This is a genomic window from Pseudomonas sp. IPO3774 (assembly GCF_013386835.1).
GTDB lineage: Bacteria > Pseudomonadota > Gammaproteobacteria > Pseudomonadales > Pseudomonadaceae > Aquipseudomonas.
Genome location: NZ_JACAQY010000013.1, coordinates 483,028 through 503,516, shown reverse-complemented (window position 1 = coordinate 503,516; position 20,489 = coordinate 483,028). Strand labels below are relative to the sequence as shown.

22 protein-coding genes are annotated in these 20,489 nt (G+C 61.1%); 11 read left to right on the top strand and 11 right to left on the bottom strand.

Annotation, left to right across the window (positions count from 1 at the left end; genetic code table 11):
• Positions 1 to 20: 20 nt before the first annotated feature.
• The gene (locus tag HYE77_RS08325) at positions 21 to 323 is read right to left on the bottom strand and encodes a cytochrome c5 family protein (protein ID WP_003214809.1); all 303 of its coding nucleotides are present in this window, start codon (positions 321 to 323) and stop codon (positions 21 to 23) included.
• A 192-nt stretch (positions 324 to 515) separates the two neighbouring features.
• On the opposite strand from HYE77_RS08325, the gene yihA reads away from it, so the two are divergent.
• Complete coding sequence (yihA, locus tag HYE77_RS08320; protein WP_003214811.1) at positions 516 to 1,157, top strand: ribosome biogenesis GTP-binding protein YihA/YsxC; 642 nt, start codon at positions 516 to 518, stop codon at positions 1,155 to 1,157.
• A 266-nt stretch (positions 1,158 to 1,423) separates the two neighbouring features.
• Here yihA and polA read toward each other — a convergent pair whose 3' ends face one another.
• The gene (polA, locus tag HYE77_RS08315) at positions 1,424 to 4,216 is read right to left on the bottom strand and encodes a DNA polymerase I (protein WP_177068653.1); all 2,793 of its coding nucleotides are present in this window, start codon (positions 4,214 to 4,216) and stop codon (positions 1,424 to 1,426) included.
• A 74-nt stretch (positions 4,217 to 4,290) separates the two neighbouring features.
• Between polA and HYE77_RS08310 the strand changes: the two genes are divergently transcribed.
• Complete coding sequence (locus HYE77_RS08310; protein WP_003214814.1) at positions 4,291 to 4,581, top strand: DUF2782 domain-containing protein; 291 nt, start codon at positions 4,291 to 4,293, stop codon at positions 4,579 to 4,581.
• Between the two features lie 56 nt (positions 4,582 to 4,637).
• Positions 4,638 to 5,591, top strand: coding sequence for a homoserine kinase (locus HYE77_RS08305; RefSeq protein ID WP_102367835.1), 954 nt, complete (start codon positions 4,638 to 4,640; stop codon positions 5,589 to 5,591).
• Positions 5,592 to 5,718: 127 nt separating this feature from the next.
• Here the strand turns inward: HYE77_RS08305 and HYE77_RS08300 are convergent, their stop codons facing one another.
• Entirely contained in the window at positions 5,719 to 6,648 is a 930-nt protein-coding gene (locus HYE77_RS08300; protein ID WP_008439631.1) for a zinc ABC transporter substrate-binding protein, read from the bottom strand.
• A 58-nt stretch (positions 6,649 to 6,706) separates the two neighbouring features.
• Here HYE77_RS08300 and HYE77_RS08295 point away from each other — a divergent pair, with 58 nt between their 5' ends.
• From HYE77_RS08295 to HYE77_RS08280, 4 genes are read left to right on the top strand one after another with little or no spacing between them, the layout of a single operon-like run.
• On the top strand, positions 6,707 to 7,189 hold the full coding sequence (locus HYE77_RS08295; protein WP_003214819.1) for a Fur family transcriptional regulator: 483 nt from the start codon (positions 6,707 to 6,709) through the stop codon (positions 7,187 to 7,189).
• A complete protein-coding gene (znuC, locus tag HYE77_RS08290; protein ID WP_008439630.1) occupies positions 7,189 to 7,974 on the top strand; it encodes a zinc ABC transporter ATP-binding protein ZnuC in 786 nt (261 codons plus the stop codon). Before HYE77_RS08295 ends, znuC begins: the two co-directional genes overlap by 1 nt.
• On the top strand, positions 7,967 to 8,755 hold the full coding sequence (gene znuB, locus HYE77_RS08285) for a zinc ABC transporter permease subunit ZnuB (protein ID WP_003214823.1): 789 nt from the start codon (positions 7,967 to 7,969) through the stop codon (positions 8,753 to 8,755). The genes znuC and znuB overlap by 8 nt, the downstream gene beginning before the upstream one ends.
• A 37-nt stretch (positions 8,756 to 8,792) precedes the next feature.
• Positions 8,793 to 9,512 (top strand): PA5502 family lipoprotein, encoded by a 720-nt coding sequence (locus HYE77_RS08280; protein WP_177068652.1) that lies wholly within the window; start codon positions 8,793 to 8,795, stop codon positions 9,510 to 9,512.
• A 112-nt stretch (positions 9,513 to 9,624) separates the two neighbouring features.
• Here the strand turns inward: HYE77_RS08280 and katE are convergent, their stop codons facing one another.
• Positions 9,625 to 11,766 carry a catalase HPII gene (gene katE / locus HYE77_RS08275; RefSeq protein ID WP_177068651.1) on the bottom strand — a complete coding sequence of 714 codons (2,142 nt, stop codon included), beginning with the start codon at positions 11,764 to 11,766 and terminating at the stop codon, positions 9,625 to 9,627.
• A 268-nt stretch (positions 11,767 to 12,034) separates the two neighbouring features.
• Here katE and HYE77_RS08270 point away from each other — a divergent pair, with 268 nt between their 5' ends.
• The 3 genes from HYE77_RS08270 to HYE77_RS08260 are packed head-to-tail and all read left to right on the top strand — an operon-like array spanning position 12,035 to position 14,541.
• On the top strand, positions 12,035 to 13,042 hold the full coding sequence (locus HYE77_RS08270) for a methionine ABC transporter ATP-binding protein (RefSeq protein ID WP_003214829.1): 1,008 nt from the start codon (positions 12,035 to 12,037) through the stop codon (positions 13,040 to 13,042).
• Positions 13,042 to 13,716, top strand: coding sequence for a methionine ABC transporter permease (locus HYE77_RS08265; RefSeq protein ID WP_003214831.1), 675 nt, complete (start codon positions 13,042 to 13,044; stop codon positions 13,714 to 13,716). The genes HYE77_RS08270 and HYE77_RS08265 overlap by 1 nt, the downstream gene beginning before the upstream one ends.
• Before the next feature lie 51 nt (positions 13,717 to 13,767).
• The gene (locus HYE77_RS08260) at positions 13,768 to 14,541 is read left to right on the top strand and encodes a MetQ/NlpA family ABC transporter substrate-binding protein (protein WP_003214835.1); all 774 of its coding nucleotides are present in this window, start codon (positions 13,768 to 13,770) and stop codon (positions 14,539 to 14,541) included.
• A 212-nt stretch (positions 14,542 to 14,753) separates the two neighbouring features.
• Here the strand turns inward: HYE77_RS08260 and HYE77_RS08255 are convergent, their stop codons facing one another.
• Genes HYE77_RS08255 through HYE77_RS08235 form a run of 5 tightly spaced genes read right to left on the bottom strand, consistent with a single transcriptional unit; the run spans position 14,754 to position 18,671 of the window.
• A complete protein-coding gene (locus HYE77_RS08255) occupies positions 14,754 to 15,389 on the bottom strand; it encodes an SCO family protein (RefSeq protein WP_177068650.1) in 636 nt (211 codons plus the stop codon).
• Positions 15,386 to 16,285, bottom strand: coding sequence for a heme o synthase (gene cyoE, locus HYE77_RS08250; protein ID WP_003214839.1), 900 nt, complete (start codon positions 16,283 to 16,285; stop codon positions 15,386 to 15,388). The genes HYE77_RS08255 and cyoE overlap by 4 nt, the downstream gene beginning before the upstream one ends.
• Positions 16,273 to 17,352, bottom strand: coding sequence for a heme A synthase (locus HYE77_RS08245; protein WP_177068649.1), 1,080 nt, complete (start codon positions 17,350 to 17,352; stop codon positions 16,273 to 16,275). The genes cyoE and HYE77_RS08245 overlap by 13 nt, the downstream gene beginning before the upstream one ends.
• 10 nt (positions 17,353 to 17,362) lie before the next feature.
• Complete coding sequence (locus HYE77_RS08240; RefSeq protein WP_023659276.1) at positions 17,363 to 17,962, bottom strand: hypothetical protein; 600 nt, start codon at positions 17,960 to 17,962, stop codon at positions 17,363 to 17,365.
• A complete protein-coding gene (locus HYE77_RS08235) occupies positions 17,928 to 18,671 on the bottom strand; it encodes an SURF1 family protein (protein ID WP_023659275.1) in 744 nt (247 codons plus the stop codon). Before HYE77_RS08235 ends, HYE77_RS08240 begins: the two co-directional genes overlap by 35 nt.
• A gap of 84 nt (positions 18,672 to 18,755) precedes the next feature.
• On the opposite strand from HYE77_RS08235, the gene HYE77_RS08230 reads away from it, so the two are divergent.
• Positions 18,756 to 18,959 carry a twin transmembrane helix small protein gene (locus tag HYE77_RS08230; RefSeq protein WP_010168612.1) on the top strand — a complete coding sequence of 68 codons (204 nt, stop codon included), beginning with the start codon at positions 18,756 to 18,758 and terminating at the stop codon, positions 18,957 to 18,959.
• 6 nt (positions 18,960 to 18,965) lie between these two features.
• Here HYE77_RS08230 and HYE77_RS08225 read toward each other — a convergent pair whose 3' ends face one another.
• Entirely contained in the window at positions 18,966 to 19,853 is an 888-nt protein-coding gene (locus tag HYE77_RS08225) for a cytochrome c oxidase subunit 3 (RefSeq protein WP_003214849.1), read from the bottom strand.
• Between the two features lie 35 nt (positions 19,854 to 19,888).
• Positions 19,889 to 20,440 carry a cytochrome c oxidase assembly protein gene (locus HYE77_RS08220; RefSeq protein ID WP_008439615.1) on the bottom strand — a complete coding sequence of 184 codons (552 nt, stop codon included), beginning with the start codon at positions 20,438 to 20,440 and terminating at the stop codon, positions 19,889 to 19,891.
• Positions 20,441 to 20,489 lie beyond the last annotated feature (49 nt).

Below are 20,489 nucleotides of genomic sequence, written 5' to 3'. Positions count from 1 at the left end.
TACGGCTAAGGGTTAAAGAGTTATGGACCGGGTTCACTCACCATCAACTGAATGACGGCATGGTAATCCTCGGTACTGCAGTCCATGCACAAACCACGCGGCGGCATCGCCTTGAAACCCTGGGTCACGTGTTGCACCAGCGTGTCCATACCTTGAGCCAATCTTGGCTTCCAGGCTGCCTGGTCACCCCGTCCAGGGGCGTTGGGCAGCTGTCCGGCATGGCAGGCCCCGCAAAAGCGGTTGTACACAGCCTCCGGTTCCTGTGTAGCCTGCGCACTGTAAAGTGGCATCAAGAAACCGAAGGCCAGCAGCCACTTGGTCATACATCGACCTTTTCAGGGTTTGAGAGCGTTTTGCGTTCTAATGCGCAATAAAGGTCTATCGCTCCCGTGAACTTCATCCTTCGCTGGGACAAAGCACACACAAAATCTGCGGCATTATATACTGGCGCTACTGAAACGGAAACGACACCGCTTGCCGCACCTATTCCCGGCACCGCCCACATCGGAAAACTCATGCAACTCAAGAATCCCATCCTCGGCCTGTGCCAACAGTCCACCTTCATGCTCAGCGCCGCCAAAGTCGACCAATGCCCCGATGACGAAGGCTTCGAAGTCGCATTCGCCGGCCGCTCCAACGCCGGCAAGTCCAGCGCGCTGAACACCCTGACCCACGCCAGCCTGGCCCGCACCTCGAAAACCCCGGGGCGCACACAGCTCCTCAACTTCTTCAAGCTAGACGATGATCGGCGTCTGGTCGACCTGCCGGGCTACGGTTATGCAAAAGTACCTATCCCGCTGAAGCTGCACTGGCAGCGTCACCTCGAAGCGTATCTGGGTGGCCGGGAGAGTTTGAAGGGTTTGATTCTGATGATGGACATCCGTCATCCAATGACCGACTTCGACCTGTTGATGCTCGACTGGGCCGTCGCCAGCGGCATGCCGATGCACGTCCTGCTGACCAAGGCCGACAAATTGACCTACGGCGCAGCGAAAAACACCCTGCTCAAAGTGCAGGCAGAAATCCGTAAGGGTTGGGGTGATGCGGTGACTATCCAGTTGTTCTCGGCGCCAAAACGCATGGGCCTGGAAGATGCCTACACTGTATTGGCAGGTTGGATGGAACTGGCTGACAAGGGTTCGGAAGCCGCCGAGTAAAAACTCGGGGCAAAAAAAACCCCGGACTTCGTATGGGGAGGGGAAGTTCGGGGTCCAAGTTCCGGACCGCTAGGGCGGGGTCCAGATATCTGCCAACACTTAACACAACATAGGAGCATTGAAGGGCTTCACCACCCATTCAGTAACTCTGAGTAGCAATTCACGGGTTAAGTTCCGGCACGTTCAAAAAACTATTGGAAATAACCCGCCTCGTTTTCCGATCTAAAGCGCTGCCGCGGCATGATGCCGCGGCCCAGGCCCCAGGCTTAGTGCGCTTCGTCCCAGTTGTCGCCCACGCCGACGTCTACCACCAGCGGCACATCCAGCTTTGCCGCCTCGCTCATGTGTTCACGAATCCTCGCGCTGACTTCTGCCACCAGGTCCTCACGCACCTCCAGCACCAATTCATCGTGCACCTGAAGGATGACCTTGGCGTCCAGGCCCGATTCCGTCAGCCAGTTGTCGACCTTGACCATGGCCTTCTTGATGATATCGGCCGCAGTGCCCTGCATCGGCGCGTTGATTGCCGTACGCTCAGCGCCAGCACGCTCCTGAGGCTTGTTGGAATTGATCTCCGGCAGGTACAGGCGGCGCCCGAACAGGGTTTCCACATAACCCTGATCAGCCGCCTGGGCACGGGTGCGCTCCATGTACTCGCGCACCCCCGGATAGCGGGCGAAGTACACATCGATGTAAGCCTTGGCGGTCTTGGTGTCGACGCCGATGTCCTTGCCCAGCTTCTGGGCGCCCATGCCGTAGATCAGGCCAAAGTTGATCGCCTTGGCACTGCGACGCTGATTGGACGTGACCTCGGTCAACTCAACCTTGAACACTTCGGCCGCCGTGGCGGTGTGCACGTCCAGGTCGTCGCGGAACGCATTCAGCAAGCCTTCGTCCTTGGACAAATGCGCCATGATGCGCAGCTCGATCTGCGAGTAGTCCGCCGCCAGCAGCTTGTAGCCCTTGGGCGCGACAAATGCCTGGCGGATACGCCGGCCTTCAGCGGTACGCACCGGAATGTTCTGCAGGTTTGGATCGCTGGATGACAGGCGCCCGGTTGCTGCTACGGCCTGGTGATAGGAAGTGTGCACGCGACCGGTGCGCGGGTTGATCTGCTCCGGCAAACGGTCGGTGTAGGTGCTTTTCAACTTGCTCATGCTGCGGTACTGCATCAGCACTTTCGGCAGTGGATAGTCATCTTCAGCCAATTTGGCCAAGACTTCCTCGGCCGTCGAGGCCTGGCCTTTGCCGGTCTTCTTCAACACCGGCAGCCCGAGTTTCTCGTAGAGAATCGCACCCAACTGCTTGGGCGAGCCCAGGTTGAATTCCTCGCCGGCGATTTCATACGCCTGGCGCTCGAGGTCGACCATCTTGTTGCCCAGCTCGATGCTCTGGATGCCCAGCAAGGCGGCATCCACCAGGGCGCCCTGGCGCTCAATGCGCGCCAGCACGGGCACCAGCGGCATCTCGATGTCGGACAATACGCTGGCCAGGGTAGGAATAGCGGCAAGCTGCTTGTGCAGTTCCTGGTGCAAACGCAGGGTCACATCCGCGTCTTCCGCCGCGTAAGGGCCGGCTTGCTCCAGGGCAATCTGGTCAAAGGTCAGCTGCTTGGCGCCTTTGCCGGCGATGTCCTGGAAGCTGACGGTGTCGTGGTCCAGGTACTTCTTCGCCAGGCTGTCCATGTCGTGGCGCGTCGCCACGGAGTTCAGCACATAGGATTCAAGCATGGTGTCGAAGGCAATGCCGCGCACGGTGATGCCGTGTGCCGGGTCACCACCGATGGCGCAGTTGGCCAGGATGTTCATGTCGAACTTGGCGTGCTGGCCGACCTTGAGTTTTTCCGGGTCTTCGAGCAACGGCTTCAGGGCCAGCAGCACGGTGTCCCGATCCAGCTGTTCCGGCGCGCCGATGTAGGAGTGGGTCAGCGGAATGTAGGCTGCTTCATGGGCCTGCACGGCAAACGACACACCCACCAGTTGCGCTATCTGGGCGTCGATCCCGGTGGTCTCGGTATCAAAGGCGAACAGCTTGGCGTCGTTGAGCTTCTTCAGCCAGACATCGAACTGGGCCTGGGTGAGGATGGTTTCGTACACCGGCTCCACAGAAACCGGCGCGACCACCTCAACCGCTTCCTCGGCGACCGCGGCCGAAGGAGCAGCGCTCAACTCGACGCGCTTGGCATCGCGTTGAATCTCGTCAATCCAGCTCTTGAACTCCAGCAGCGTATACAGCTCCAGCAGCTTCTCGCGATCCGGCTCGATCAGGTGCAAATCATCCAGGCCCACATCCAGCGGCACGTCGATCTTGATCGTCGCCAGCTCGTAGGACAGGAACGCACTCGCCTTATGCTCTTCCAGTTTGGCGACCAGGGTCTTGGCACCACGAATCGGCAAGGTCGGCACGATATCGAGCTGCTCGTAGAGCTCTTTCAAACCGCCGTTGACGCCTACCAGCAAGCCGGACGCTGTCTTCGGACCAATGCCGGGAACGCCCGGGATGTTGTCGGACGAGTCGCCCATCAACGCCAGGTAATCGATGATCTGCTCGGGAGCGACACCGAATTTCTCCTTCACGCCCTCAACGTCCATGGCGCTACCGGTCATGGTGTTGACCAAGGTAATGTGCCCGTCGACCAGCTGCGCCATGTCCTTGTCGCCGGTGGAAATCACCACCGGACGGTCGGCGGCCGCGCTGCTGCGGGCCAGGGTGCCGATCACGTCGTCCGCTTCGACGCCTTCGACGCACAGCAGCGGGAAGCCCAGGGCGATCACGCTCTGGTGCAGCGGCTCGATCTGCACGCGCATGTCATCGGGCATGCTTGCGCGGTTGGCCTTGTATTCGGCGTACAGCTCATCGCGAAATGTCCCGCCCTTGGCGTCGAACACTACCGCGAACGGGCTGTTCGGGTATTGCCTGCGCAGGCTTTTGAGCATGTTCAACACGCCCTTGACCGCGCCGGTAGGCAGGCCTTTGGAAGTGGTGAGCGGCGGCAGCGCGTGAAAGGCGCGGTACAGGTAAGAAGAACCGTCCACCAGGACGAGGGGGGCTTGGCTCATGAGCAGGATCAACCTTTTCGGCGGGTCAGGCGCTAGAATAGCCGGACCAATGACGACAAAGGGACAAGGTTATCATGCGTACAGTAAATCGCCTGTTGTTGACCGGCTTGATTGCACTCACTCCGATGGTGGCCATGGCGGCAGATACTGCCCCTTCGGGCGACCCGGAAGTCACCATTCGCACGGAAGGCGACAAAACCATCCAGGAATACCGCCAGAATGGTTTCCTGTACGCGATCAAGGTGACCCAGAAAGGCTTTCCGCCTTACTTCCTGGTGCGCGCGGACGGAACCGATGCGAACTTCATCCGCTCTGACCAGCCGGATATGCTGATCCCGTCATGGAAGATCTTCGAATGGAAATGATTTCTTAACTTTAATCGGCGCTGCTCCCCGCAGCGCCCGTAACGGCAGTTTTAACCATGTCTGTGTTCACCCCCCTGGCTCGGCCCGAGCTGGAAACCTTTCTTGCCCCTTACGGGCTCGGCCGCCTGCTTGATTTCCAGGGGATTGCCGCTGGTAGTGAAAACACCAATTTCTTCATCAGCCTGGAACAGGGCGAATTTGTCCTGACCCTGGTCGAGCGCGGCCCCGTGCAGGAAATGCCGTTCTTCATCGAACTGCTGGACGTGCTCCACGACGCTGATTTGCCAGTGCCTTACGCCCTGCGTACCACCGACGGCGTGGCCTTGCGCGAGTTGGCGGGCAAACCGGCGCTGCTGCAACCGCGCCTGGCGGGCAAGCACATCAAGGACGCCAACGCCCAGCATTGCGTGCAAGTGGGCGAATTGCTCGGGCACCTGCACCTGGCCACCCAAGGCGAGAAGGTGCTGGAACGCAAGACCGATCGCGGGCTGGACTGGATGCTCAGCGAAGGCGCGCAACTGATTTCGCACCTCGACGCGGAACAACGCGGCCTGTTGCAAGCGGCGCTGGATGAGATCGAGGCGCACAAGGCGCAGATCCTCGCGCTGCCCCGGGCAAACATCCACGCCGACCTGTTTCGCGACAACGCGATGTTCGAAGGCACGCACCTGACCGGGCTGATCGACTTCTACAACGCCTGCTCGGGGCCGATGCTGTACGACGTGGCGATCGCCCTGAACGACTGGTGCTCGGACGCCGACGGCGTGATCGACGGCCAACGGGCGCGGGCGTTGCTGGGGGCTTATGCGGGCTTGCGACCGTTTACCGCCAAGGAAGCGGAGCTGTGGCCGACCATGCTGCGTGTGGCCTGTGTGCGGTTCTGGCTGTCACGCCTGATTGCGGCGGAATCGTTCGCCGGGCAGGACGTGCTGATTCACGACCCGCGCGAGTTTCAGGTGCGCCTGGCGCAACGCCAGCAGGTCAAGACCCCGCTGCCGTTCGCGCTGTAAAGATTGTACGCGATCAAAATGTGGGAGCGGGCTTGCTCGCGAATGTGGAGTTTCAGTCACCAGATGCGCTGACTGATGCACCGCATTCGCGAGCAAGCCCGCTCCCACAGTGGTTATGCGGCGTCTGTCAGAGCGACTCCAGGCACCCAGCCAGGTCATTCCCCAGCTTCTCCAGCACCTGCTCATACCCCTGGGCGGAGGCCGGCGTGTAGCCGCCCAACGCATCCAGCTCCGCCAGCTTCACCGGCAAACCCGCCACCAGCGTTTCCGCAAGGCGCGGGCGCAACGGCGGCTCGCTGAACACACAAGTCTTGCCCACTTCCTGCAAACGCGTACGCATCGCTGCCACATGCTGGGCACCCGGCTGCACTTCTGCGGCCACACTGAACACCCCGGTGTGCTTGAGCCCGTAGGCATCTTCGAAGTAATCGAAGGCTTCATGGAACACGAAGTACGGCTTGCCGGCGACGTCCGCCATACGTGCCTTCAAGCGCGCGTCCAGTGCATCCATACGGCCATCAAAGGCCTTCACGTTGCTCTGGTAACGCTCGGCGTTCGCCGGGTCGGCAGCGCTGAGGTCCGCCGCCATGCGGTTCGCAATCACCCGGGCGTTGACCGTCGACAGCCACAAATGCGCATCCAGGCTGCCCGGGCGATGGTCATGATCATGTTCGTCGGCATCTTCAGCATGGGAGTGGCTATCTTCGGCGAACCGACGCAGTTTCATTCCCGGAAGGTCCTGCACCGCCACCGTCGGCAAGCTACGGCCTTTCAAGACACGCGGCAGAAAGCTTTCCATGTCCGGGCCGATCCAATACAGCAGGTCCACCGACTGCACGCGCCGTACGTCGGAAGGGCGCAACGCATAGTTATGCGGCGAAGCGCCCGGCGGCAGCAATACCTCGGGAATCGCCACGCCATCCTGCACAGCAGCAGCAATCAGTTGTAACGGTTTGATACTGGTCAGCACCCGAACCTCCGCCTGAGCGGCACCGGCAAGCAGCAAACTGGTGACAAATACGACAAAAACGGGAAAAAGTCTGGACACGATGACCACTCAAGGAGGCAGGAACAGGTAACATAATAACGTCTCTCACAAATATCTGTCGCCGCTCATGCCTAAAACACCGCTTGCCAGCCGTCCCCATGACCACTCTCACTGCGTGCACAGCGCACTGTCAGAGGCCGACGCACTGTGCGCGCGCCAAGGGCTGCGCCTGACCGCCCTGCGTCGCCGGGTGCTGGAGCTGGTGTGGCAAAGCCACAAGCCGCTGGGTGCCTACGACATCCTCGGCGTGCTCAGCGAGCAGGACGGCCGCCGCGCCGCGCCGCCCACGGTGTACCGCGCGCTGGATTTCCTGCTGGACAACGGCCTGGTGCACCGCATCTCGTCGCTCAACGCCTTTGTCGGCTGCAACCACCCGGAACACGCGCACCAGGGCCAGTTCCTGATTTGCCGCGAATGCCACGCCGCCATCGAACTTGAGCAAAAAAGCATCAGCGACAGCATCATCAAGAGCGCCGGCGACGTCGGCTTCAAGGTCGAAGGGCAAACCGTCGAAGTCGTCGGTGTGTGCTCGGGCTGCCAGGGGGCTTGATGAGCACTGCGTTAATCCGCCTGGAGCAGGTCGGGGTCACGTTCGCCGGGCAAAACGTGCTGGACAACATCGCCCTGAGCGTCGAGCCAGGTCAGATCGTCACGCTGATCGGCCCCAACGGTGCCGGCAAGACCACCCTGGTGCGCGCCGTACTCGGCCTGCTCAAGCCCGACAGCGGCAGCGTGTGGCGCAAGCCGAGGCTGCGGGTCGGCTACATGCCGCAGAAGCTGCATGTGGACCCGACCTTGCCCCTCTCGGTGCTGCGCTTCCTGCGCCTGGTGCCCGGTGTCGACCGTGCCCGCGCACAGTCCGCCCTCAAGGAAGTGGGCGCCGAACAGGTGATCGACAGCCCGGTGCAAAGCATCTCCGGCGGCGAAATGCAGCGAGTGCTGCTGGCCCGCGCCCTGCTGCGCGAGCCGGAATTGCTGGTACTGGATGAACCCGTACAGGGCGTCGACGTCGCCGGCCAGGCCGAGCTGTACAGCCTGATCACCCGCCTGCGGGACCGCCATGGTTGCGGCGTGCTGATGGTCTCCCATGACCTGCACCTGGTGATGAGCACCACCGACCAGGTGGTGTGCCTCAATCGCCACGTGTGCTGCTCCGGCCACCCGGAACAGGTCAGCGGTGACCCGGCCTTCGTCGAACTGTTTGGCAAGAACGCCCAGAGCCTGGCGATTTATCACCACCATCACGACCACGCCCATGATCTGCATGGCGCCGTAGTCGATGACTCCACCGCATCCCACACCCACGTTCATGGAGATAGCTGCAAGCATGGCTGATTTTCTGCTCTACGCCCTGCTGGCAGGCTTGGCTCTGGCGCTGGTGGCGGGCCCACTGGGCTCGTTCGTGGTCTGGCGGCGCATGGCCTATTTTGGCGACACCCTGTCCCACGCCGCGCTGCTGGGCGTGGCCATGGGATTTCTGCTGGATGTGAGCCCGACCATTGCCGTCACCGTCGGCTGCCTGCTGCTGGCTGTGCTGCTGGTGACCCTGCAACAGCGCCAGCCGCTGGCCTCCGATACCCTGCTGGGCATCCTGGCCCCAAGCACCTTGTCCTTGGGCCTGGTGGTGCTGAGCTTCATGCATGAAGTGCGTATCGACCTGATGGCCTACCTGTTCGGCGACCTGCTGGCTATCAGCCCCACCGACCTGGCGTGGATTCTAGGCGGCAGCGCGGCAGTGCTGGTGCTGCTGGTGACGCTGTGGCGCCCGCTGCTGGCGATCACCGTTCACGAAGAACTGGCCACCGTCGAAGGCTTGCCCGTGGCGGCACTGCGCATGACCCTGATGCTGCTGATCGCCGTGGTGATCGCTGTCGCGATGAAGATTGTCGGCGTATTGTTGATCACATCGCTGCTGATCATCCCAGCTGCTGCGGCCCAGCGTCACGCCCGCTCGCCGGAGCAAATGGCGCTCGGCGCCAGCCTTCTGGGGATGCTCGCGGTGTGTGGTGGCCTGGCGCTGTCCTGGTTCAAGGACACCCCGGCCGGGCCGTCGATTGTGGTCACGGCGGCCGCCCTGTTTCTGCTGAGTTTTGTCCTGCCCCGTCGTGGGGTGTAGACTTGCTCGCTTTTTGCGCAATTAGAGAGTCGCAGGAATGAAGCTGTTCAACGCCCGTTATCTGCTCCTTGCCGCATTTTCCTTGCTGCTGGGCGCCTGCCAAAGCACCCCGCCCGCCGTCCCCCAGGCGCCGGACGCACGTGCTGCGGCCATCGCACAGCTGGAGCAAAACCTCGCCAGCAGTGAACTGGCCACCGCCGAAGACGAGCTGGCCGCCTTGCAGGCCCAGTCGCCCAACGACCCGGCGCTGGAGCCTTATCAGCGCCAACTGGCCGAAGCCTATTTGCAGCGCAGCCAGATCGTCCTGCAAAAGGGTGATGTCAACGCTGCCGCGACGGCCCTGAGCCGCGCACGGGCATTGATGCCCAAGGCTCCGGCGCTGACCGGTGGCGTCAACAGTGCGATCGCCCATGCCCGTAAAGTCGAACTGGACAAAGCCGAGGCCGCCCTGAAAGCCGCCGAAGCCAAGCCGCCGGCCAAGGTCATCGACCCGGCAGCGCCAAGCACTACGGTTGCGCTGAACCTCACCGATATCGAGGCGCTGCGCCATCAACTGGATGAGATCGCCACCGATGTGGTGAATTACCAGTGCGATGTGAGCATCCAGGCACCACGCACCGAAGATTACCCATGGCTGGCCACGTTGCTGACCAAACGGGTGAAGCGCATCGATTCGGGGTATGACCTGAAGATTCACCGGCAGATCCTGAAGAAGGTTCCGGCGCAGGTCGTGCTGATTCCGCGTAAGACTGAATAACGCCATTCGCGAGCAAGCCCGCTCCCACATTTAACCGAGTTCCAACTTTGGAATGCGGTCAAATGTGGGAGCGGGCTTGCTCGCGAAGGCGATCTGACAAACGACCGATACCTTAAGCCGGAACAGCTTTAGCCTTCGGCTCCCGATCCCAGACCCGATGCTGAGCAATCGCCGCAAAGAACGCCTTAAACGCCTTCGCGTCGCCGCCCACAATCAAGCCCGCATCCGCCTCAAGCTTCAGCACATCCAGCAACTGCTTCGCCTCACCGGCCAGGGCAATTGCTTTCAAGTGCTTGTAGGCCTCCAGCAGGTAATGCAACGCCACACCATCAGCGCTCAACGCCTGAACCGACTTGGCGCCACCCGGCACAAACACCGCATCGAACGCCACCGAAGGCAAGCCTTCCATGGAAGCATCCACCGACAGGCTCTTGCCATCCGCCGTCGTTACCGGCGCCGAGGTAGGCCCCAGCAACTTCGCATGCGCACCTGCGGCCTCAAGCGCCTTCTTCAAGGCATCAATCGCCGCACCATCAACACCGTTCGCCGCCAGAATCGCCACCTTGCGGGTCTTGATATCACCCGACAGCAAATTGGCCTGGCTCAACGCTGGCGAGCGTTCCGGAGACGTCTTGCGCTCTGGCACCGTACCTTTAGTCGGTGCTGGCAAGCCCAGGTTCTGCGCCACACGCTTGGCCAGTTCCAAGTCGATGTTGGCGAGGATCTCGTTCACCTGGCGAGCGCGAATAAACTCACGCTCCACCTTGCCCAGTTCAAAACTGTAGGCGGCGATGATGTGCTCCTGCTCGTGCTTGCTCATGCTGCGGAAAAACAGGCGCGCCTGGGAGAAGTGATCACCGAACGACTCGCTGCGCTCACGGATCTTGTGGGCATCAATACGCTCCGGATACGTCTCAAAACCACCGTCCTGCGCCGCAGGCGGAGTTTCTTTCGGCCAGCCGCCATCAATCGAGTTCGGCTCGTAGGACGCGCGGCCCTTGTCTATGGTGGTGCGGTGCATGGCATCGCGCTGGCCGTTATGGAACGGCGCTACCGGACGGTTGATCGGCAACTCGTGAAAGTTCGGCCCGCCCAGTCGGCTGATCTGCGTATCGGTGTAGGAAAACAGACGGCCTTGCAGCAGCGGGTCATTGGAAAAGTCGATGCCCGGCACGATATGCCCCGGGCAGAACGCCACTTGCTCGGTCTCGGCAAAGTAGTTGTCGGGGTTGCGGTTGAGCACCATCTTGCCCAGCGGCGTGATCGGCACCAGCTCTTCGGGGATCAGCTTGGTCGGGTCGAGAATATCGAAGTCGAACTTATGCTCGTCTTCTTCGGCGATGATCTGCACGCCCAATTCCCATTCCGGGTAATCGCCACTTTCAATGGATTCCCACAGGTCACGACGGTGGAAGTCGGTGTCTTTGCCCGCCAGCTTCTGCGCCTCGTCCCACACCAGGGAGCAGGTGCCGACGGTAGGCCGCCAGTGGAATTTGACGAAGTTGGATTTGCCCTCGGCGTTCACCAGGCGGAAGGTGTGCACGCCAAAACCCTGCATGGTTCGCAGGCTTTTCGGGATCGCCCGGTCAGACATGGCCCAGATCACCATGTGCGCCGACTCCGGCTGCAGCGAGACAAAATCCCAGAACGTATCGTGGGCCGAGCCGCCGGTAGGAATCTCGTTGTGGGGCTCAGGCTTTACCGCATGCACGAAGTCAGGAAACTTGATCGCATCCTGAATGAAAAACACCGGCATGTTGTTGCCCACCAGGTCGAAGTTGCCTTCGTCGGTGAAGAACTTCACGGCAAAACCACGCACGTCACGCACGGTATCACCCGAGCCGCGAGGGCCCTGCACCGTAGAGAAACGCGCAAATACCGGGGTTTTGTGTTCGGGGTTACGCAGGAATCCGGCCTTGGTCAGCGCCGAGTGGTTTTCGTAGGTCTGGAAATAACCATGGGCACCGGTACCCCGAGCATGAACGATACGTTCCGGGATCCGCTCATGGTCAAAGTGCGTGATTTTTTCACGCATGATGAAGTCTTCCAGCAGCGATGGGCCACGGGAGCCGACCTTCAAGCTGTTCTGGTTATCGGAAACCTTCACGCCCTGGTTGGTGCGCAGCGCCTGGCCCGTCGCGTCGGAGCGGAATGTTTCCAGGCTTTGCAGCTTGGCGTTGGTGTTGCCACGGTCCAGAGTGTCGGTGCCCGCAAGTTCGCTCTTGGGCGGGGTAACTGGCTTCTTAGTACTCATCAGACAAAAACTCCTCGTTTGCGTAGGCCAGAGCGATCCCCGGCTCTTCTTGAGCAAAACCCCAGGCACGGCACCTGGGAGTTTCGAGTTGCTTATGTAGTGACTGACACGGTTTTGTACCGTTCCTTTTTTATGACCTTTGATCGCGTTATTGCCAAATCGCTGGTCGGATGAGAAATAAATGCTAAGAAACGCTATACGGACAGGCTAAAATGCGCGCCCGGCTAACCGCTGATCCCTTTTTAATGCGCCCCACAAGGTTCGCTACGTGATCGAGTTTCATAACGTCCATAAAACCTACCGGGTCGCCGGTAAGGATATCCCCGCACTGCATCCCACCAACCTGCGCGTCGAAAATGGCCAGGTGTTTGGTCTGATCGGCCATTCCGGTGCGGGAAAAAGTACTTTGCTGCGTCTGATCAACCGCCTGGAGCAACCCAGCGGCGGCCAGATCAAGGTCGATGACGAAGAAGTCACCGCCCTCGACGCCAACGGCCTGCGCCGTTTCCGGCAACAGGTCGGGATGATCTTCCAGCACTTCAACCTGCTGGCATCCAAGACCGTTGCCGACAACGTGGCGCTGCCGCTGACCCTCGCGGGCGAACTTTCCCGCAAGGAAATCGACCTGCGCGTGGCCGAATTGCTGGCGCGGGTCGGCCTGTCCGACCATGCCAAGAAGTACCCGGCGCAGTTGTCTGGCGGCCAGAAGCAGCGCGTCGGCATCGCCCGCGCCCTGGCCACCAAGCCGAAAATCCTGCTGTGCGACGAAGCCACCAGCGCCCTCGACCCGCAGACCACGGCCTCGGTCCTGCAACTGCTGGCCGAGATCAACCGCGAGCTGAAGCTGACTATCGTGCTGATCACTCATGAAATGGACGTGATCCGCCGCGTGTGCGACCACGTGGCCGTGATGGACGCCGGCGTGATCGTCGAGCAAGGCACCGTCGCCGACGTATTCCTGCACCCCAAGCACCCGACCACCAAGCGCTTCGTGCAGGAATCCGAGCAAGTCGACGAAGGCGAACAGCGTGATGACTTCGCCCATGTACCGGGGCGCATCGTGCGCCTGACGTTCCAGGGCGAAGCGACCTACGCGCCGCTGCTGGGTACCGTCGCCCGCGACACGGGTGTGGACTACAGCATCCTCGCCGGTCGTATCGACCGCATCAAAGACATTCCCTACGGGCAACTGACCCTCGCCGTCACCGGCGGTGACATGGAGGCCGCCTTCGCCGCCTTCACCGCGGCAGACGTCCATATGGAGGTGCTGCGCTAATGGAAATCCTCTTGAGCTTTTTCTCGAACATCGACTGGTCGGAAATCCTGCTCGCCACCGGCGACACCATGACCATGCTGTTCGGCTCGCTGCTGTTCACCGTATTGCTGGGCTTGCCGTTGGGCGTGCTGCTGTTCCTGTGCAGCCCGCGTCAGCTGTTCGAACAAAAGAATGTTTATGCGCTGTTGTCGCTGGTGGTGAACATCCTGCGTTCGCTGCCGTTCATTATCCTGTTGATCGTAATGATCCCGTTCACGGTGCTGATCACCGGCACCTCGCTGGGTGTTGCCGGTGCAATTCCACCGCTGGTGGTGGGTGCCACGCCGTTCTTTGCGCGCCTGGTGGAAACGGCGCTGCGTGAAGTGGACCGCGGGATTATCGAAGCGACCCAGGCCATGGGCGCGACCACTCGCCAGATCATTACCAACGCGTTGCTGCCCGAAGCCCGCCCCGGCATCTTCGCGGCAATTACGGTGACGGCGATTACACTGGTTTCCTACACGGCCATGGCCGGCGTAGTGGGTGCCGGTGGCCTGGGTGACTTGGCGATCCGCTTCGGTTATCAGCGCTTCCAGACCGACGTGATGGTGGTCACCGTGGTGCTGCTGCTGATCCTGGTACAAATTCTGCAAACCGTCGGCGACAAGCTGGTGGTGCACTTTTCTCGAAAATAACGGCTATTGCCGGCGTTAAGCCGGCCAATTCCCGAACAAGGAGCTTGTTGAATGAAAAAACTACTGGTTGCTTTCGCCGCCGTTGCCGCGTTCTCCGCCCACGCCGCCGAAACCCTCACCGTGGCCGCGTCCCCGGTGCCGCACGCTGAAATCCTCGAATTCGTGAAGCCGGCTCTGGCCAAGGAAGGCGTGGACCTGCAGGTCAAAGTCTTCACCGACTACGTTCAGCCAAACGTACAGGTAGCCGAAAAGCGCCTGGACGCCAACTTCTTCCAGCACCAGCCGTACCTGGATGAGTTCAACAAAGCCAAGGGCACTCATCTGGTGAGCGTTGGCGCTGTGCACCTGGAGCCTCTGGGCGCCTACTCCAGCAAGTACAAGAAGCTGGAAGACCTGCCAAGCGGCGCCAACGTCGTGATCCCGAACGACGCCACCAACGGCGGCCGTGCGCTGTTGCTGCTGGCCAAGCACAACCTGATCACCCTGAAGGACCCGACCAACATCCTGTCGACCATCAAGGACATCACTGAAAACCCGAAAGGCCTGAAATTCCGCGAACTGGAAGCCGCCACCCTGCCGCGCGTGCTGACCCAGGTCGACCTGGCGCTGATCAACACCAACTACGCCCTGGAAGCCAAGCTGGACCCGTCCAAGGACGCACTGGTGATCGAAGGCAACGACTCGCCTTACGTGAACATCCTGGTGACCCGCGAAGACAACAAGGATTCGGACGCGGTGAAGAAGCTGGTAGCAGCCCTGCACACCCCGGAAGTGAAAGCGTTCATTCTTGAGAAGTACAAAGGCGCGATCCTGCCGGCGTTCTGATCCAAGGCCGAAACCCCGATCGAAAAAGCGGACGCAGAGCGTCCAGTGGGGCATTCCCACGCAGAGCGTGGGAACGATCCAAACCAATGTGGGAGCGGGCTTGCTCGCGAAGGCGGTGGTTCAGTCGATACATCTGTTGACTGACACACCGCCTTCGCGAGCAAGCCCGCTCCCACATTTGATTTGTGTCGCTCAGAAAATGGTCGGCAGGCTTATTTACGCTGCAACAACCCCGGGAACTGCGCCACCAGCTTCTGGTTGTTCAACGGCGCCCGGATAAACCCGCGTTGCGTTCCATCCGGACCGATCAGCGCGAGGTTGCCGCTGTGGTCGACGGTGTAGTTGGGCTTGCTGGTGTCTGCCGGAATAAACGGAATGCTCACCGCATTCGAAACCTTCTGCACATCGTCCACATTCGCACCGGTCAAGCCCTCGAACTGTGGATCGAAGTAGCCCAGGTACTGCTTGAGCTGCGCCGGTGTATCGCGGTTCGGGTCAACGCTGACCAAAATCACCTGCAACTTATCCACAACGTCTTTGGGCAGCTCGCTCTTGATCTGCCGCAGCTGGGCGAGGGTGGTCGGACAGATGTCCGGGCAGAAGGTGTAGCCGAAGAACAGCACGCCCCACTTGCCTTTCAGCTCGTTGACCACCACCGGCTGGCCGTCCTGGTTGGTCATGGTCACCGGTGGCAACTGGCGGCTTTGCGGCAGCAGGATGATGCCCGCATCGATCAAGGCCGTTGGGTCGCCCTGGCCTTTGCCACTCAGTACTTTGTTGACGGTCAGGCCCATGATCAACGCGACAATGGCCACCAGAATGAAGACAGTTTTTTGAGTTCGAGTCATAGGTTCAACAATAGGTAATGGTCTACGAGCAGGGCGATAAACAGCATGAACAGGTACCCGATAGAGTACTTGAAGGTGTTGATCGCCGCGTGCGGCCGACTGCCACGGTACAGCACCCAGGCCCATTGCAGAAAGCGCCCGCCCAGAACCAGTGCGCACACCAGGTACAGCATGCCGCTCATGTGGATGACGTAGGGCATCAGGCTGACCGCCAGCAAGGCGAAGGTGTAGAGCAGGATATGCACCTTGGTGTAGTGCTCGCCGTGAGTCACGGGCAGCATCGGGATGTCGGCCTTGGCGTATTCCTCCTTGCGGTGAATCGCCAGGGCCCAGAAGTGCGGCGGGGTCCAGGCGAAGATGATCAGCACCAGCAGCAACGGCTCGGCGCTGACGTGGCCAGTGACGGCAACCCAACCCAGCAACGGCGGCGCGGCGCCAGCCAGCCCACCGATGACGATGTTCTGCGGCGTCGCACGCTTGAGAAAACCGGTGTAGATCACGGCATAACCCAACAGCGAGGCCAGGGTCAGCCAGGCGGCCAGCGGATTGGTAAACGCCAGCAGCAGCGCCAGCCCGGCAACCGCCAGCACCATCGCAAAAACAAGTGCCGCCACAGGCGATACGCGCCCTTCCGCCAGCGGGCGTTTATGGGTGCGCGCCATCAAAGCATCGATGCGCCGGTCCACCACATGGTTGACCGCCGCCGCGCCGCCGGCACACAGCGCGATCCCCAGGTTGCCGAAAATCAGCACCGGCCACGGCACCCCGGCGCGGGTGGCGAGGAACATGCCCACCAGCGAGGTGATGAGCATCAGCACCACCACTTTTGGCTTGGTCAGCTCCAGATAGTCACGCCAGATCGCCTGGCTGTGACGCTCGCTGATCAAGGTCGCCATGGCATCTCTCCTTTGATGGTTATGAGGCCCGACACGTGTTTACGCGGGCTGAAGCGCCAGCCGAATGGCAACTGATGTCGCACCCGAACCAGGCTGGTGCGGGCGTGGTAATTGACCAGCACCAGCGTCAGCAGCAACGCCGCGCCGCCGGCGTTATGCGCGACCGCAACCGGCAGCGGCAGGTGGAAGTACACGTTGCTCAGGCCCAGGCAGAGTTGCGCCGCCAGGGCGATCAGCAACAGGCCCGCCAGGCGGGTCATGCCGACCACCTTGAGCTGCCAGGCCAGGCCCAGCAACACGACAGTGACCAGCAGCGCGCCAATCCGGTGGGTGAGGTGAATCGCCGTGCGCGCATCACTGTCCAGTTGCCCGCCGAGGTAATTGGGGCCGATATGCTGGGTCAGGTGAAAGCCATTGGCGAAATCCGCCGCCGGCCACCATTGCCCGTGACAGGTCGGCAGGTCGATACACGCCACGGCTGCGTAGTTGGAGCTGACCCATCCACCCAGCGCGATCTGGCCGATCACCAGCACCAGCCCGGCCGTCGCCCAATACTGCAAACGCCTGGGCACGATCAGCGCCGGCAATACGCCGGACAATCGCAGCGTCAGCAAGAACAGCAGGCTCAACGTCGCAAACCCGCCCAATAAATGCCCGGTGACCACTTGCGGCCAGAGCTTCAGCGTCACCGTCCACATGCCAAACGCTGCCTGGGCGAACACCACCGCCAACAGGAACAACGGCAGTTTCAACGGCTGGCCCGGATGATGCCGATGGGTCCAGGCGCGCGCCGCCAGCAGCACGATCAACAGCCCGAGGGTGCCGGCGAAGTAACGGTGGGTCATCTCGTTCCAGCCCTTGTCCGCCTCGACCGGCGTGTCCGGGCAATGCAGTTCGGCATGGGCCAGCTGGGCTTCGCTTTTCGGCACGCTGATAAAGCCATAGCAACCCGGCCAGTCCGGGCAACCAAGACCCGCGTGGGTGAGGCGGGTATAGGCGCCCAGCAGCACCACGATCAGGGCCAGCAGGGTGGCAAACAGCGCGAGGCGAAATCCAGGTTTGGCCATGACGGTGTCCTTATCCGATGTTCGACAGTTTCAGCAGCAGGCGCAGGTCGTTGAGCAGGTCCTTGCCCTTGACCCGGGCGTCGTAGCGCAGCACCAGGTTGCCGTGGGGGTCGACGATCCACAGCTGGGCATCGCCGCTGCCTTGGGCGGCGGCGTCTTTGTTGAAGGTCGACAGGTCCAGGGAATAGCGTTGCAGTTGCGGGTATTCGGCCTTGAGTTTGGCGTCATACGCGGTGCTGACCGGCTGCGCACTGGCCAGGGCGTGGCTGGCGCGGGAGGCATCACGGCCCAGGCCGATCTGGAGTTGGCGTGCGAGGTACACCAGTTGCTGGCAGTCGGCGGCGCAGGCGGTGGGCGCGGTGACCAGCAGTTGCCAGCGGTCTTCGTCAGCCTGCACGCCAATGTCGGCACGGGTCTGGCCATTGCCGATCATCTCGCCGTGGTAACTGCGGCTGTCCGGCACCCAGAACTGCAATTTGTACATAAAGGTGGCGAGCACCATCGGGCCGACCACCATCAGCAGGATCAGGATCAGTTGCCAACGGCCCTTGCGCCGATTGGGCGCTGCCGGCGTGTCAGACATGTTGAGTGGATTCATGGCCGCTCCCATGGCGCTTCTCCTTTTTTGTGTTGTGCCATCCGAGGTAGAGGTAAAGGCCGAACAGCGCCACCGCCATGGCGAACCACTGCACGGCGTAGCCCAGGTGTTTTTCCGGGCCCATGGCGACCACGGGCCAGCTGGTTTCGTAGGTGGCCGGGCCCGCTTCAGCCCGCACTTCATAGGCGAATCCGCTGCGACCCAACTCGGCCCACAACGCCTCGGGATGCAGCGCGGTCAGCAATCGTGGCCACTGTGCGCCCGCCGGATCGGCATGCAACTGGAAGGTCTCGCCAGGCGCCACATAGACCCAGGCGTCGAGATTCAACAGTTGTTCGGGAGTGGTGAAAACCGGCGGTGCACGGCGGTCCGGCCAGGGCAGCCAGCCACGATTGAGCAACAGCCACTCGCCGCTGGCCTGATCATGGAAAGGTTGCAGTAGCTCCACACCGACCTTGCCGTCGCGAAAGCGGTTATCCAGCAACACGCTGTGCTCGGCATCGAACTGCCCGCGCAAATGCACACGACGGAACGCCGGATCTTCGGTGGCCTGCAGTTGCGTACTGCTCATGGGCTCGGCAGCGCGGCGCTCGGCGTAAGTGTCCAGCAGCGCCTGTTTTTCGTGACCGCGAGACAGCTGCCAAAAGCCGAGAAATACCAGTAACGGCAGCAGCACGAGTACCACCAGCGTCGGCGCAATACCGGGGCGAAAGGGTTTCATGGCATTGCCGCAGAGGTCGGTGCTGCGCTGGCTATACTGAATCTCATTGCTCGCCCCCTCCAAAAAAGAGCCCCGGAGCCCACCATGCTCAAAGCAGCCATTGCCCTGATGCTGATTGCTACCGTCGTGAGCCTGTTCAGTGGCTTGTTCTTCCTGGTCAAGGACGAGGGCAACTCCAACCGCCTCGTCACTGCCTTGACCGTGCGTGTGGTGCTGGCCGTGATCACCCTGGGGTTGATCACCTGGGGTTTCTTCAGCGGCCAACTGGTATCTCATGCGCCCTGGTGAAACACCTCAAAGCACGTAAACGAAGAAAAACAGCCCGATCCACACCACGTCCACAAAGTGCCAATACCAACTGGCCGCCTCGAACCCGAACTGGTGTTCGTTGTTGAAATGCCCCTTCAGGATGCGCATCAGCATCACAAACAAAATGATCGTGCCGATGGTCACGTGGGCACCGTGGAAGCCGGTGAGCATGAAGAAGGTCGCGCCGTACACGCCGGAACCCAGGGTCAGGCCCAACTCCTTATAGGCATGGATGTATTCCTCGGCCTGGAACCCGAGAAACGCCCAACCCAGCAACACGGTGATCGCCAGCCAGATCTTCAGTGCGCCGCGATGGCCTTTGCGCAAGGCATGGTGGGCGATAGTGATGGTCACGCTGGAGCTGACCAGCAAGATCGTGTTGATCAGCGGCAAGCCCCACGGGCTGATGGTGCCCTTGGGCGCCGGAAACATTTTCGGGTCGGGATTGTTCAGCAGCGGCCAGGCAAATTCGAAGTTCGGCCACAGCATGTGCGCGATGCCCTTGTGGCCTTCGCCCGCCAACCACGGCGCCGACATGTGCCGCACATAAAACAGCGCACCGAAAAAAGCGATGAAGAACATCACTTCGGAAAAGATGAACCAGGTCATGCCCCAGCGAAAGGAGCGGTCCATCTGCGAACTGTACAAACCGGCGCGACTTTCCTTGATCACCGCGCCGAACCAGCCAAACATCATGTAGGCCAGCAGCAAGCCACCGACGAAAAAGATCAGCGGGCCGTGGGATTCCGGGCGTGCGGCCTTCAAATCGTTGAACCAGGTCGCTAATCCGAACACCGTGATCAGCATCCCCAACGTAGCAATTATTGGCCATTTGCTTTGCGCTGGTACGTAGTACGTATCATGAGTCGACATGTATTCGTTCTCCTAATCGAGCCCGCAAGCAACGCCTAGCCGCCGGTATGGACAGCCACGGGCGGTTGGCGCGCGGTGATATCGAACAGCGTGTACGCCAGGGTCAAATGCTTCACATCCTTGGGCATGTCGCGGTCGACAATGAAGCGCACCGGCATCTCTATGCGCTGACCTGGCTGTAGCACTTGCTGGGTGAAGCAAAAACACTCGGTCTTGTGGAAGTACATCGCCGCCTCGGCCGGCGAAATGCTCGGCACCGCCTGGGCGGTCATCGGCTTGTCGGTGGGGTTGTAGGCCACGAACAGCATCTCGGTGACTGCGCCGGGATTGACCACCACCTCGTCGGCCTTGGAGTGGAATTCCCAGACCATATCGATGGCATTGGTGGACAGGAACTGCACCCGCACCTGCCGCGTCGGGTCCACCACCTGCTCGCCTTCGTACTGCCCGGCGGTCTTGCCATTGATGCCGAACGCCTTGCACATCACGTCGTAGATCGGCACCAGGGCAAACCCGAAGGCGAACATCGCCACCACCAGGATCAGCAGGCGCGTGACCAGCCGCTTGATAGGCACGGACTCAAGCATGGCGGCCACCTGCGAATGAATGTTCTGCGAATGGCCTTTCTGTGGGCGC